The sequence below is a fragment of the Escherichia sp. TW09308 genome (assembly GCF_000208565.1).
Lineage (GTDB): Bacteria > Pseudomonadota > Gammaproteobacteria > Enterobacterales > Enterobacteriaceae > Escherichia > Escherichia marmotae.
This window is the reverse complement of the sequence record NZ_AEME01000001.1, coordinates 2361996-2376464: the sequence shown is the minus strand read 5'-3', so window position 1 is coordinate 2376464 and position 14469 is coordinate 2361996. Positions and strand designations below refer to the sequence as shown.

At 49.4% G+C, this 14469-nt stretch carries 11 protein-coding genes and 3 pseudogenes; 9 read left to right on the top strand and 5 right to left on the bottom strand.

The features are described from left to right. The first annotated feature begins 174 nt into the window (after nt 1-174). Complete coding sequence (locus tag ESM_RS0111330; RefSeq protein ID WP_000536423.1) at nt 175-735, top strand: recombinase family protein; 561 nt, start codon at nt 175-177, stop codon at nt 733-735. Between the two features lie 213 nt (nt 736-948). Here the strand turns inward: ESM_RS0111330 and ESM_RS0111325 are convergent, their stop codons facing one another. From ESM_RS0111325 to ESM_RS01000000124670, 3 genes and pseudogenes are all read right to left on the bottom strand, one after another. After that, nucleotides 949-1695 carry a YagK/YfjJ domain-containing protein gene (locus tag ESM_RS0111325; protein ID WP_000891955.1) on the bottom strand — a complete coding sequence of 249 codons (747 nt, stop codon included), beginning with the start codon at nt 1693-1695 and terminating at the stop codon, nt 949-951. A gap of 917 nt (nt 1696-2612) precedes the next feature. Next, nucleotides 2613-2726: pseudogene (locus ESM_RS1000000129095) on the bottom strand (hypothetical protein); the annotation flags it as partial. Between the two features lie 29 nt (nt 2727-2755). Beyond that, nucleotides 2756-2956 (bottom strand): annotated as a pseudogene (locus ESM_RS01000000124670) (DUF2541 family protein); the annotation flags it as partial. A gap of 376 nt (nt 2957-3332) precedes the next feature. Between ESM_RS01000000124670 and dnaK the strand changes: the two are divergent. Together dnaK and dnaJ are read left to right on the top strand one after the other, a co-directional pair. Beyond that, nucleotides 3333-5249, top strand: a complete 1917-nt coding sequence (gene dnaK, locus ESM_RS0111300; protein WP_000516135.1) for a molecular chaperone DnaK — start codon at nt 3333-3335, stop codon at nt 5247-5249. A gap of 88 nt (nt 5250-5337) precedes the next feature. Continuing rightward, the gene (dnaJ, locus tag ESM_RS0111295; RefSeq protein WP_001118463.1) at nt 5338-6468 is read left to right on the top strand and encodes a molecular chaperone DnaJ; all 1131 of its coding nucleotides are present in this window, start codon (nt 5338-5340) and stop codon (nt 6466-6468) included. 104 nt (nt 6469-6572) lie between these two features. Here dnaJ and mokC read toward each other — a convergent pair whose 3' ends face one another. Beyond that, nucleotides 6573-6725 (bottom strand): type I toxin-antitoxin system toxin MokC, encoded by a 153-nt coding sequence (mokC, locus tag ESM_RS0111290; RefSeq protein ID WP_000809168.1) that lies wholly within the window; start codon nt 6723-6725, stop codon nt 6573-6575. Nucleotides 6726-7308: 583 nt separating this feature from the next. Here mokC and nhaA point away from each other — a divergent pair. Next, nucleotides 7309-8475: a Na+/H+ antiporter NhaA gene (nhaA, locus tag ESM_RS0111285; protein WP_000681378.1), complete on the top strand. Its 1167-nt coding sequence runs from the start codon at nt 7309-7311 to the stop codon at nt 8473-8475. A gap of 59 nt (nt 8476-8534) precedes the next feature. Continuing rightward, entirely contained in the window at nt 8535-9440 is a 906-nt protein-coding gene (nhaR, locus tag ESM_RS0111280) for a transcriptional activator NhaR (protein ID WP_000062876.1), read from the top strand. 102 nt (nt 9441-9542) lie between these two features. Here nhaR and rpsT read toward each other — a convergent pair whose 3' ends face one another. Continuing rightward, nucleotides 9543-9806, bottom strand: a complete 264-nt coding sequence (gene rpsT / locus ESM_RS0111275) for a 30S ribosomal protein S20 (protein ID WP_001274018.1) — start codon at nt 9804-9806, stop codon at nt 9543-9545. 102 nt (nt 9807-9908) lie between these two features. Between rpsT and ESM_RS1000000128440 the strand changes: the two are divergent. The 4 genes and pseudogenes from ESM_RS1000000128440 to lspA all read left to right on the top strand — a co-directional run bounded on the left by ESM_RS1000000128440 (nt 9909) and on the right by lspA (nt 14429). Beyond that, nucleotides 9909-10127 (top strand): annotated as a pseudogene (locus ESM_RS1000000128440) (DUF2575 domain-containing protein). 7 nt (nt 10128-10134) lie between these two features. Beyond that, nucleotides 10135-11076 carry a bifunctional riboflavin kinase/FAD synthetase gene (gene ribF, locus ESM_RS0111270; RefSeq protein WP_000767344.1) on the top strand — a complete coding sequence of 314 codons (942 nt, stop codon included), beginning with the start codon at nt 10135-10137 and terminating at the stop codon, nt 11074-11076. 42 nt (nt 11077-11118) lie between these two features. Then, a complete protein-coding gene (ileS, locus tag ESM_RS0111265; RefSeq protein ID WP_001286811.1) occupies nt 11119-13935 on the top strand; it encodes an isoleucine--tRNA ligase in 2817 nt (938 codons plus the stop codon). After that, a complete protein-coding gene (gene lspA / locus ESM_RS0111260; RefSeq protein WP_000083379.1) occupies nt 13935-14429 on the top strand; it encodes a signal peptidase II in 495 nt (164 codons plus the stop codon). Before ileS ends, lspA begins: the two co-directional genes overlap by 1 nt. The last annotated feature ends 40 nt before the right edge of the window (nt 14430-14469 follow it).

Here is a 14469-nt window from a genome sequence, read left to right as displayed (position 1 = left end):
AGCATCGAGTAGCCCTAAAATTGAAAATATCGGTGAGGGATTCTGTAGTCTCCTTTGAGTAGACTCAATTGATACGTGTCGTTGATGTTGGAGCTGGGTATCAAAATTTCTTTGTTTTAACTTATTTGATACTGTATCATTGATGTCATTGATATGAGACTTTTTGAGGGGGCTATGGGAACTTTCGGGTATGTACGAGTAAGTAGCAAAGATCAGAATGAATCACGCCAGATTGAAGCGTTAAAAACACTGGTTGATGAGATTTTGATTGATAAGGCCAGCGGTAAGAATGCAGACAGGCCAGCTTTAAAAGAGTTAATGAGTAAAGTTCGCTCAGGTGACATAGTTCGAGTTAAAAGCGTTGACCGTCTGGCACGTAATACCCGTGACCTTCTGGGGATACTGGATGAACTGACTACAAAGGGCGTGAGAGTTGAGTTTATAGATAATCACATGACTTTTGATGATTCCCCCACCAGCAAGTTCATAACCACCATGTTGGGAGCCGTTGGTGAGTTGGAACGCTCTTTTATTCGTCAAAGACAGGCAGAGGGTATCAAGATTGCAAAGGCGAAAGGTGTGTTCAAAGGGCGGCAAAAAGATGATGAAATCCGCAAGAAGGTCGCTGAATATTTGGCTAAAGGAACATATACCAACGAAGAGATTTATAAGTTAGTTGGATGTGGGCGAGCTACATTTTTTCGAATCAAGAAGGAATTAAGTAAATCTCTGTAGATTGAAATATATGTCCGATTATTAATATCAACGCCCATGATAGCCAGGGCGTTTGATAGAGCTTCAGAAATGAGAATTATGCGCCATATTTTTATGTCGCCTAAGATAGCGGGGAGAAAACGTTGTTAAACGCGCTTAAAAGGGTGTGCAGCGCGTTTTTTGTATAGGTAAGGAAAATTTTTTTGGGGATTTACGGCCTTAGAGGCTGCTATATTAATTATTTCGCGAGCGAGTTATTCTGTTACGAAGTTGCGAGGTTGAATGCACTCTATCGTATGCGCCTGTTTGATACTTCCCACGAACTTTAGCCAGATACGATAGCCAATAGATCGGTCCCTCCAGTGTTTCAGGTTGACCGCGCTCGATAACATAATGGTCTGGGTATTTGGCCTTCTTCTTCTTCGCTAAATGCACCAGCGTATGCTCACCACCAGTTAGTTGACACCAGATATCAATGATTGCGCTTCCCACTCCGTATGATCTCCCTCCCAATCGGTTTATTTGCCGATGTGGTAGTGCAATCCAGCAATGGTAATGGTCTTTTTCTACCTCATGTCTCTCACGCACCCAACTGAAAGCAAATTCATTGATTGGGCTTGTTACACCTTCTGGTCTTTTAGTTTTTGACTTGAGACGCTCACGCAATTTCTTAAATAGCTGTCGTACCCATTTGTTGCTTTCTTCTACGGCAGTACCATCAGGCAGACGCAAATCGAAGCGACTCAAGAAGACTCGACTGTAACTAAATAACATGGCATCAAGTTCCTCCACTATCGGCCTGAGGATATCTAACCGAACACCGGATTTCTCCGTAATGTTGATTTGGTACGCGCGACCATTATGGTAAAACGTATCACCAGTAATTACTGGATACCTACCGTGAGCGTGAGTTATGACTGTGTAAGGCGTGGTTTGTGTGATCTGTGACTGCACTGACTGCGGATGTACTAATTCTAACAATATACCTCCTCTTATTTTACATAAATTTACTCTAATCTGTTAAATACTGATCCATATAATATATAGTTATTACCATCAGACCACCGACAAATGCTGCTACCATGATGACTATAAAGGCGCATGAATAAAGGGTTCGCAGGCAAATAATGGCATCAGTATTTTTTCGTACAAAGTTTACAATTCAAATTATTCCATTATCTATATTATAGTCAAGTGTATCGATATGCAAGGATTTTTTATCCGTTGGTGCTTTTCGGGTTTGCATCCACAATTTTTTGATTTTTGGATGGCGTTAATATGGTTTGGTGTATCAGTTAGCGGTATTGCAGGTTGGACAATGGTTAGTGCGTTCAGCGGTCAAAAGATACCACCGACAGACACCCAAACGGTCAACGATGAAATCAACCAAACTAAAATCAGCAATGCGGACAAGTTTCTATAGATAGTTGATAAAGGAATATCCGTTAGCTGTGACAGACCTGAAAGCTGTAACTGGGATCTGAGTTTACGTCAGGTGGTGAAGAAGATTGAGCTTAGAAATAGTCAAGGACAAATCTGTGGTCTTCAAGATGCTGATCATCGTCTTACGTTTTTCTGAGGAAGGCGATGAAAACGCTGGTGGTGTTAAGATAAAACACAAAATGGCATGCGTGTAACATATTGATTATAAATAATATTTGCCATTGATTTTGATAAGAATTAATTCAAGCGAGAATCATTATCACATGCTGTGTTACTTGTTTGTCTAAATGATAATGGGCTTGCCCATAATTCCTCAAAAATCATCATCGAATGAATGGTGAAATAATTTCCCTGAATAACTGTAGTGTTTTCGGGGCGCGGCATAATAATCAGCCAGTGGGGCAGTGTCTATGATCTTTTGATGGGAAAATGAAAATTTTCCCCGGTATCAGGTATCACACTTGAGTGGTGTTAACTATTCGCCGCAGGAAGGCGATTTGTAGTAGTGCCGGGATCGTGACGCGAAGGACGCTACCGCTGACGGCTTTAACCCCATTTAATGCTGCGCCACAGGCCTCCCTGACTCGCTTTAAAAGTCGCTTAACTGTAAATCGCCATGATCGGCGGTGAGTTGTATGTGTTTTACAACGCGGCAAACGGGGCATTGCAGTGCGGGATCGTTAGTTTCATTACGCGTCATGGCAATGACGTCGAGGATTTTATGGTCGTTAGCCTGCGCGGCACAGCACAACATAAGGCCAATAGCCAGGCTGACAGAAATCGTAAAAACAGATTTCATAAGGATTCTCCTTGTGGGGAGCACCAGGAGGACAAATAGCGACTGGTTTGTTGGCAGAGAAAACATGACGCATGAACGTAATATGTTATTTTTATTACAATTTTTTGGTGATAGTTTTGTGTTGAATTCATCCTTTATAGGAATTAAATTCCAGTCCGTTTCTCGTCTTCTTCCGCCATATCGCGAAATTTCTGCGCAAAAGCACAAAAAATTTTTGCATCTCCCCCTTGATGACGTGGGTTACGACCCCATTTAGTAGTCAACCGCAGTGAGTGAGTCTGCAAAAAAATGAAATTGGGCAGTTGAAACCAGACGTTTCGCCCCTATTACAGACTCACAACCACATGATGACCGAATATATAGTGGAGACGTTTAGATGGGTAAAATAATTGGTATCGACCTGGGTACTACCAACTCTTGTGTAGCGATTATGGATGGCACCACTCCTCGTGTGCTGGAGAACGCCGAAGGCGATCGCACCACGCCTTCTATCATTGCCTATACCCAGGATGGTGAAACTCTGGTTGGTCAGCCGGCTAAACGTCAGGCAGTGACGAACCCGCAAAACACCCTGTTTGCGATTAAACGCCTGATTGGCCGCCGCTTCCAGGACGAAGAAGTACAGCGTGATGTTTCCATCATGCCGTTCAAAATTATTGCTGCTGATAACGGCGACGCATGGGTCGAAGTTAAAGGCCAGAAAATGGCACCGCCGCAGATTTCTGCCGAAGTGCTGAAAAAAATGAAGAAAACTGCAGAAGATTACCTGGGTGAACCGGTAACTGAAGCAGTTATCACCGTACCGGCATACTTTAACGATGCTCAGCGTCAGGCAACGAAAGACGCAGGCCGTATCGCTGGTCTGGAAGTAAAACGTATCATCAACGAACCGACCGCCGCTGCACTGGCTTACGGTCTGGACAAAGGTACAGGCAACCGTACTATCGCTGTTTATGACCTTGGTGGTGGTACTTTCGATATTTCCATTATCGAAATCGACGAAGTTGACGGTGAAAAAACCTTCGAAGTTCTGGCAACCAACGGTGATACCCACCTGGGTGGTGAAGACTTCGACAGCCGCCTGATCAACTACCTGGTTGAAGAATTCAAGAAAGATCAGGGCATTGACCTGCGTAACGATCCGCTGGCAATGCAGCGTCTGAAAGAAGCGGCAGAAAAAGCGAAAATCGAGCTGTCTTCTGCTCAGCAGACCGACGTTAACCTGCCGTACATCACTGCAGACGCGACCGGTCCGAAACACATGAACATCAAAGTGACTCGTGCAAAACTGGAAAGCCTGGTAGAAGACCTGGTGAACCGTTCCATCGAGCCGCTGAAAGTTGCTCTGCAGGACGCTGGCCTGTCCGTATCTGATATCGACGATGTTATCCTCGTTGGTGGTCAGACTCGTATGCCAATGGTTCAGAAGAAAGTTGCTGAATTCTTTGGTAAAGAGCCGCGTAAAGACGTTAACCCGGACGAAGCTGTGGCAATCGGTGCTGCCGTTCAGGGTGGTGTACTGACTGGCGACGTGAAAGACGTACTGCTGCTGGACGTTACCCCGCTGTCTCTGGGTATCGAAACCATGGGCGGTGTGATGACGACGCTGATCGCGAAAAACACCACTATCCCGACCAAGCACAGCCAGGTGTTCTCTACCGCTGAAGACAACCAGTCTGCAGTAACCATCCACGTGCTGCAGGGTGAACGTAAACGTGCGGCTGATAACAAATCTCTGGGTCAGTTCAACCTGGATGGTATCAACCCGGCACCGCGCGGTATGCCGCAGATCGAAGTTACCTTCGATATCGATGCTGACGGTATCCTGCACGTTTCTGCGAAAGACAAAAACAGCGGTAAAGAGCAGAAGATCACCATTAAGGCTTCTTCTGGTCTGAACGAAGATGAAATCCAGAAAATGGTACGCGACGCTGAAGCTAACGCCGAAGCAGACCGTAAGTTTGAAGAGCTGGTACAGACTCGCAACCAGGGCGACCATCTGCTGCACAGCACCCGTAAGCAGGTTGAAGAAGCAGGCGACAAACTGCCGGCTGACGACAAAACTGCCATCGAGTCTGCGCTGACTGCGCTGGAAACTGCTCTGAAAGGTGAAGACAAAGCCGCTATCGAAGCGAAAATGCAGGAACTGGCACAGGTTTCCCAGAAACTGATGGAAATCGCCCAGCAGCAACATGCCCAGCAGCAGACTGCCGGTGCTGATGCTTCTGCAAACAACGCGAAAGATGACGATGTTGTCGACGCTGAATTCGAAGAAGTCAAAGACAAAAAATAATCGCCCTATAAACGGGTAATTATACTGACACGGGCGAAGGGGATTTTCCTCTCCGCCCGTGCATTCATCTAGGGGCAAATTAAAAAAGATGGCTAAGCAAGATTATTACGAGATTTTAGGCGTTTCCAAAACTGCGGAAGAGCGTGAAATCAAAAAGGCCTATAAACGCCTGGCCATGAAATATCACCCGGACCGTAACCAGGGTGACAAAGAGGCCGAGGCGAAATTTAAAGAGATCAAGGAAGCTTATGAAGTTCTGACCGATTCGCAAAAACGCGCGGCATACGATCAGTATGGTCATGCGGCGTTTGAGCAAGGCGGCATGGGCGGCGGCGGTTTTGGCGGCGGCGCAGACTTCAGCGATATTTTTGGTGACGTTTTTGGCGATATTTTTGGCGGCGGACGTGGTCGTCAACGTGCGGCGCGTGGTGCTGATTTACGCTATAACATGGAGCTCACCCTCGAAGAAGCTGTACGTGGCGTGACCAAAGAGATCCGCATTCCGACTCTGGAAGAGTGTGACGTTTGCCACGGTAGCGGTGCAAAACCGGGTACGCAACCGCAGACCTGTCCGACCTGTCATGGTTCTGGTCAAGTGCAGATGCGCCAGGGGTTCTTTGCCGTACAGCAGACCTGTCCACACTGTCAGGGCCGAGGTACGCTGATCAAAGATCCGTGCAACAAATGTCATGGTCATGGTCGTGTTGAGCGTAGCAAAACGCTGTCCGTTAAAATCCCGGCAGGGGTGGACACTGGAGACCGCATCCGTCTTGCGGGCGAAGGTGAAGCGGGCGAGCACGGCGCACCAGCAGGCGATCTGTACGTTCAGGTTCAGGTTAAACAGCACCCGATTTTCGAACGTGAAGGTAACAACCTGTATTGCGAAGTGCCGATCAACTTCGCGATGGCCGCACTTGGTGGTGAAATCGAAGTGCCGACCCTCGATGGTCGCGTCAAACTGAAAGTGCCTGGAGAAACCCAGACCGGTAAGCTGTTCCGCATGCGTGGTAAAGGCGTGAAGTCTGTCCGCGGCGGTGCGCAGGGGGATTTACTGTGCCGCGTCGTGGTCGAAACACCGGTAGGTCTGAACGAGAAGCAGAAACAACTGCTGCAAGATCTGCAAGAAAGCTTCGGAGGCCCAACCGGCGAGCACAACAGCCCGCGTTCGAAGAGTTTCTTCGACGGCGTGAAGAAGTTTTTTGACGACCTGACTCGCTAATTTCCTGAAAAGCCTACCCGTGGGCAGGCTTGGGTAAAAACAAGGGTGCGTTGAAGATATGCGAGCACCTGTAAAGTGGCGGGGATTACTCCCCGCCGTTGCTCTTACTCGGATTCGTAAGCCGTGAAAACAGCAACCTCCGTCTGGCCAGTTCGGATGTGAACCTCACAGAGGTCTTTTCTCGTTACCAGCGCCGCCACTACGGCGGTGATACAGATGACGATCAGGGCGACAATCATCGCCTTATGCTGCTTCATTGCTCTCTTCTCCTTGACCTTACGGTCAGTAAGAGGCACTCTACATGTGTTCTGCATATAGGGGGCCTCGGGTTGATGGTAAAATATCACTCGGGGCTTTTCTCTATCTGCCATCCAGCTAATGCCTGAGACAGACAGCCTCAAGCACCCGCCGCTATTATACTATTCACTTTAATCCATTTGATTATATCAACCCCAATCCTGAAGACGCCTCGCATTTTTATGGCGTAATTTTTTAAGGATTCAATTAGTTAACGTTGATTTGTCCCTTTATTGCAATTATTGAGGACAAGTTGGATATATTTGAAATATCGCCCTAACAAACAGCTCTGGCTTACCACAAATTAATTATTACTTTTCCGAATAAATCCTTCAGAAATCGTGACCTTAAGCTATGATTATTGAGTTTTGAGGTCATCAGCCACCGCTTTCGGGCGTCAAAAAATCTTCCTCCGCTGGTGACGCAACCTCCTTTATAGATCGTAAAAAGCGAACTATTCCTACATTATAATCTGATTTTAACGATGATTCTTGCGGGGTAAAATAGTAAAAACGATCTATTCACCTGAAAGAGAAATAAAAAGTGAAACATCTGCATCGATTCTTTAGTAGTGATGCCTCGGGAGGCATTATTCTCATTATTGCCGCTGTTCTGGCGATGATTATGGCCAACAGCGGCGCAACCAGTGGATGGTATCACGACTTTCTTGAAACGCCGGTTCAGCTTCGGGTTGGTTCACTTGAGATCAACAAAAACATGCTGTTATGGATAAATGACGCACTGATGGCGATATTTTTCCTGTTAGTTGGTCTGGAAGTTAAACGCGAACTGATGCAAGGATCGCTGGCCAGCCTGCGGCAGGCTGCGTTTCCGGTCATTGCCGCTATCGGCGGGATGATTGTCCCGGCATTGCTCTATCTGGCTTTTAACTATGCTGATCCTATCACTCGTGAAGGGTGGGCGATCCCGGCGGCTACTGACATTGCCTTTGCGCTTGGTGTACTGGCGTTATTGGGAAGCCGTGTGCCGTTAGCGCTGAAGATCTTTTTGATGGCGCTGGCTATTATCGATGATCTTGGTGCCATCATTATCATCGCCTTGTTTTACACCAATGACTTGTCGATGGCTTCTCTTGGCGTTGCTGCAGTGGCGATTGCTGTACTCGCTGTGTTGAACATGTGTGGCGTGCGCCGTACAGGGGTTTATATTCTGGTTGGTGTGGTGCTGTGGACGGCCGTGCTGAAATCAGGCGTCCACGCAACGCTGGCTGGGGTTATTGTTGGCTTCTTTATTCCGTTAAAAGAGAAACATGGGCGTTCTCCGGCGAAGCGCCTGGAGCATGTATTGCATCCGTGGGTGGCTTATCTGATCTTGCCGCTATTTGCTTTTGCCAATGCTGGTGTTTCTCTGCAAGGCGTGACGCTGGATGGCCTGACCTCCATTCTGCCATTAGGGATCATCGCCGGTTTGCTGATTGGCAAGCCGCTGGGTATTAGTCTGTTCTGCTGGCTGGCGCTGCGTTTGAAGCTGGCACATCTGCCAGAGGGAACGACTTATCAGCAAATTATGGCTGTTGGGATCCTGTGCGGTATCGGTTTTACTATGTCTATTTTTATCGCCAGCCTGGCCTTTGGTAGCGTAGATCCAGAACTGATTAACTGGGCGAAATTAGGCATTCTGGTCGGTTCAATCTCTTCGGCGGTAATTGGATATAGCTGGCTACGCATTCGTCTACGTCCATCTGTTTGATCGGGCGATGTACCGGGGAGCCATAAATGGCTCCCTTTTCATTGTTATCAGGGAGAGAAATGAGCATGTCTCATATCAATTACAACCACTTGTATTACTTCTGGCATGTCTACAAAGAAGGTTCTGTGGTTGGCGCAGCGGAGGCGCTTTATTTAACACCACAAACGATTACCGGGCAGATCAGGGCGCTGGAAGAGCGTCTGCAAGGGAAACTATTTAAGCGCAAAGGACGTGGCCTGGAACCCAGTGAACTGGGGGAACTGGTTTATCGCTATGCCGATAAAATGTTCACGTTAAGCCAGGAAATGCTGGATATCGTCAACTATCGCAAAGAGTCTAACTTATTGTTTGATGTTGGCGTTGCAGATGCACTTTCGAAACGCCTGGTCAGCAGTGTTCTGGATGCCGCAGTTGTAGAAGACGAGCAGATCCATCTACGCTGCTTTGAATCGACGCACGAGATGCTGTTGGAGCAACTGAGTCAGCATAAGTTGGATATGATCATCTCTGACTGTCCGATCGACTCCACCCAGCAGGAGGGGCTATTTTCCATAAAAATTGGCGAGTGTGGTGTCAGTTTCTGGTGCACTAACCCGCTGCCAGAAAAACCGTTTCCAGCCTGTCTGGAGCAACGTCGCTTACTTATACCGGGGCGGCGCTCAATGTTGGGACGCAAGCTATTAAACTGGTTTAACTCCCAGGGATTGAATGTTGAAATTCTGGGGGAGTTTGATGATGCGGCGTTGATGAAAGCCTTTGGTGCGACGCACAATGCTATTTTTGTTGCACCTTCACTTTACGCCAATGATTTTTATACCGATAACTCGGTTGTGGAGATTGGTCGCGTTGAGAACGTCATGGAAGAGTACCATGCGATTTTTGCCGAAAGGATGATCCAGCACCCTGCGGTACAGCGTATTTGCAATACAGATTACTCTGCGCTGTTTACTTCAGCCGCGAAATAGCCATTCGTACTTTGCAGGCTACAGTGTTGGCCTGCTTTTGCTCGTTGGCATAAAAAAACCCGCTTGCGCGGGTTTTTTTACAAAGCTGACAACAAAAGGCGATTAAGCCAGTTTGTTGATCTGTGCAGCCAGGTTAGCCTTATGACGTGCAGCTTTGTTTTTGTGGATCAGACCTTTAGCAGCCTGACGGTCCACGATCGGTTGCATTTCGTTAAATGCTTTCAGTGCAGCAGCTTTGTCGCCAGCTTCGATAGCTGCGTATACTTTCTTGATGAAAGTACGCATCATAGAGCGACGGCTTGCGTTGTGCTTACGAGCCTTTTCAGACTGAATGGCGCGCTTCTTAGCTGATTTGATATTAGCCAAGGTCCAACTCCCAAATGTGTTCTATATGGACAATTCAAAGGCCGAGGAATATGCCCTTTTAGCCTTCTTTTGTCAATGGATTTGTGCAAATAAGCGCCGTTAATATGGCAGCGCTCGTTGCGTAGTGATGGCGCAGGATTCTACCAGCTTGCAGGGTGTGAATACAGCTTTTCCGCGAGAAAAATTGCAGCAGGCCGTTAGTTTCTTACCGTGATTTGCGCCATGGCAATGAAAAGCCACTTCTTTCTAATTTCAGTACTCAATCGCCGGTTAACCTTGACCGCTGTACAAGGTATACTCGGACGATTTTCACTGTTTTGAGCCAGACATGAAGCTGATACGCGGCATACATAATCTCAGCCAGGCCCCGCAAGAAGGGTGTGTGCTGACTATTGGTAATTTCGACGGCGTGCATCGCGGTCATCGCGCGCTGTTGCAGGGCTTGCAGGAAGAAGGGCGCAGGCGCAACTTACCGGTGATGGTGATGATTTTTGAGCCTCAACCACTGGAACTGTTTGCCACCGACAAAGCCCCGGCACGCCTGACCCGGCTGCGGGAAAAACTGCGTTATCTTGCCGAGTGTGGCGTAGATTACGTGCTGTGCGTGCGTTTTGACAGGCGCTTTGCGGCGCTGACGGCGCAAAATTTTATCAGCGATCTACTGGTGAAGCAGTTGCGGGTAAAATTTCTTGCTGTGGGTGATGATTTCCGCTTTGGCGCTGGTCGTGAAGGCGATTTCTTGTTATTACAGAAAGCTGGCGCAGAATACGGCTTCGACATCACCAGTACGCAAACTTTCTGTGAAGGTGGCGTGCGTATCAGTAGTACTGCCGTGCGTCAGGCCCTGGCGGATGACAACCTGGCTCTGGCTGAAAGTTTACTGGGGCACCCGTTTGCCATCTCCGGGCGTGTTGTCCACGGTGATGAGTTAGGGCGCACTATTGGTTTCCCGACGGCGAATGTACCGCTGCGTCGTCAGGTTTCCCCGGTGAAAGGGGTTTATGCGGTGGAAGTGCTGGGCCTCGGTGAAAAACCGTTGCCTGGCGTCGCGAACATCGGCACGCGCCCAACGGTAGCAGGCATTCGACAGCAACTGGAAGTGCATGTTCTGGATGTTGCAATGGACCTTTACGGTCGCCATATACAAGTAGTGCTGCGTAAAAAAATACGCAGTGAGCAGCGATTTGCGTCGCTGGACGAACTGAAAGCGCAGATTGCGCGTGATGAATTAACCGCCCGCGAATTTTTTGGGCTAACAAAACCGGCTTAAGCCTGTTATGTAATCAAACCGAAATACGGAACCGAGAATCTGATGAGTGACTATAAATCAACCCTGAATTTGCCGGAAACAGGGTTCCCGATGCGTGGCGACCTCGCCAAGCGCGAACCGGGAATGCTGGCGCGTTGGACTGATGATGATCTGTACGGCATCATCCGTGCGGCTAAAAAAGGCAAAAAAACCTTCATTCTGCATGATGGCCCTCCTTATGCGAATGGCAGCATTCATATTGGTCACTCGGTTAACAAGATTCTGAAAGACATAATCATCAAGTCCAAAGGGCTTTCTGGATATGACTCGCCGTATGTGCCTGGTTGGGACTGTCACGGTCTGCCGATCGAGCTGAAAGTAGAGCAAGAGTTCGGTAAGCCGGGTGAGAAATTCACCGCAGCCGAGTTTCGCGCCAAGTGTCGCGAATATGCAGCGACCCAGGTTGATGGTCAGCGCAAAGACTTTATCCGTCTGGGGGTGCTGGGCGACTGGTCACATCCGTACCTGACTATGGACTTCAAAACCGAAGCCAACATCATCCGTGCGCTGGGCAAAATTATCGGCAACGGCCATCTGCACAAAGGTGCTAAACCGGTGCACTGGTGCGTAGACTGCCGTTCCGCGCTGGCGGAAGCGGAAGTTGAGTATTACGACAAAACCTCCCCGTCCATCGACGTCGCGTTCCACGCCGCCGATCAGGATGCGCTGAAAGCGAAATTTGGCGTTTCTGACGTTAATGGCCCGATCTCTCTGGTTATCTGGACCACAACGCCGTGGACCCTGCCTGCGAACCGCGCAATCTCTATTGCACCGGATTTCGACTATGCGCTGGTGCAGATCGACGGTCAGGCCGTGATCCTTGCGAAAGATTTGGTTGAAAGCGTGATGCAGCGTATCGGCGTTACCGAATACACCATCCTCGGCACGGTGAAAGGTGCGGAGCTGGAACTGCTGCGCTTTACCCATCCGTTTATGGGCTTCGATGTTCCGGCAATTCTTGGCGATCACGTCACGCTGGATGCCGGTACTGGTGCTGTTCACACCGCGCCTGGCCACGGCCCTGACGACTATGTTATCGGTCAGAAATACGGTCTGGAAACCGCTAACCCGGTTGGCCCGGACGGTACTTATCTGCCGGGAACTTACCCGACGTTAGACGGTGTGAACGTCTTCAAAGCGAACGATATTGTCGTTGCACTGTTGCAGGAAAAAGGCGCGCTGCTGCATGTTGAGAAGCTGCAGCACAGCTATCCGTGCTGCTGGCGTCACAAAACCCCAATCATCTTCCGTGCGACGCCACAGTGGTTCGTCAGCATGGATCAGAAAGGTCTGCGTGCGCAGTCACTGAAAGAGATCAAAGGCGTGCAGTGGATCCCGGACTGGGGCCAGGCGCGTATTGAGTCGATGGTCGCTAACCGTCCTGACTGGTGTATCTCCCGTCAGCGTACCTGGGGCGTACCGATGTCACTGTTCGTGCACAAAGACACTGAAGAGCTGCATCCGCGTACCCTTGAACTGATGGAAGAAGTGGCAAAACGCGTTGAAGTTGACGGCATCCAGGCGTGGTGGGATCTCGATGCAAAAGAGATCCTCGGTGACGACGCTGACCAGTACGTGAAAGTGCCGGATACGCTGGACGTATGGTTTGACTCCGGATCTACGCACTCTTCCGTTGTTGACGTGCGTCCGGAATTTGCCGGTCACGCTGCGGACATGTATCTGGAAGGTTCTGACCAACACCGTGGTTGGTTCATGTCTTCCCTGATGATCTCCACTGCGATGAAAGGCAAAGCGCCATATCGTCAGGTACTGACTCACGGCTTTACCGTGGATGGTCAGGGTCGCAAGATGTCTAAATCCATCGGCAACACCGTTTCGCCGCAGGATGTGATGAACAAGCTTGGCGCGGATATTCTGCGTCTGTGGGTGGCATCAACTGACTACACCGGCGAAATGGCCGTTTCTGACGAGATCCTGAAACGTGCTGCTGACAGCTATCGTCGTATCCGTAACACCGCACGCTTCCTGCTGGCAAACCTCAATGGTTTCGATCCGGCAAAAGATATGGTGAAACCGGAAGAGATGGTGGTACTGGACAGATGGGCCGTGGGTTGTGCGAAAGCGGCTCAGGAAGACATCATCAAGGCTTACGAAGCATACGATTTCCACGAAGTGGTGCAGCGTCTGATGCGCTTCTGCTCCGTTGAGATGGGCTCTTTCTACCTCGACATCATCAAAGACCGTCAGTACACCGCCAAAGCAGATAGCGTGGCGCGTCGTAGCTGCCAGACTGCGCTGTATCACATCGCAGAAGCGCTGGTTCGCTGGATGGCACCGATCCTCTCCTTCACCGCGGATGAAGTGTGGGGTTACCTGCCGGGCGAACGTGAAAAATACGTCTTTACCGGTGAGTGGTACGAAGGTCTGTTTGGTCTGGCTGACAGCGAAGCGATGAACGATGCGTTCTGGGACGAGTTGCTGCAAGTGCGTGGCGAAGTGAACAAAGTCATTGAGCAAGCGCGTGCTGACAAGAAAGTGGGTGGCTCGCTGGAAGCGGCAGTAACCTTGTACGCAGAACCGGAACTGGCAGCGAAACTGAACGCGTTGGGCGATGAATTACGATTTGTCCTGTTGACCTCCGGCGCTACCGTTGCAGACTATAACAACGCACCTGCTGATGCTCAGCAGAGCGAAGTACTCAAAGGGCTGAAAGTCGCGTTGAGTAAAGCCGAAGGTGAGAAGTGCCCACGCTGCTGGCACTACACCCAGGATGTCGGCAAGGTGGCGGAGCATGCAGAAATCTGCGGCCGCTGTGTCAGCAACGTCGCCGGTGACGGTGAAAAACGTAAGTTTGCCTGATGAGTCAATCGATCTGTTCAACAGGGCTACGCTGGCTGTGGCTGGTAGTAGTCGTGCTGATTATCGATCTGGGCAGCAAATACCTTATCCTCCAGAATTTTGCTCTGGGGGATACGGTTCCGCTGTTCCCGTCGCTTAATCTGCATTATGCGCGTAACTATGGCGCGGCGTTTAGTTTCCTTGCCGATAGCGGCGGCTGGCAGCGTTGGTTCTTTGCCGGTATTGCAATTGGTATTAGCGTGATCCTGACGGTGATGATGTATCGCTCGAAGGCCACGCAGAAACTGAACAACATTGCTTACGCGCTGATTATTGGCGGTGCGCTGGGCAACCTGTTCGACCGCCTGTGGCACGGCTTTGTGGTCGATATGATCGACTTCTACGTTGGCGACTGGCACTTCGCCACCTTCAACCTCGCTGATACTGCCATCTGTGTCGGCGCGGCACTGATTGTGCTGGAAGGTTTTTTGCCTTCGAAAGCGAAAAAACAATAATAAACCCTGCCGGATGCGATGCTGACGCATCTTATCCGGC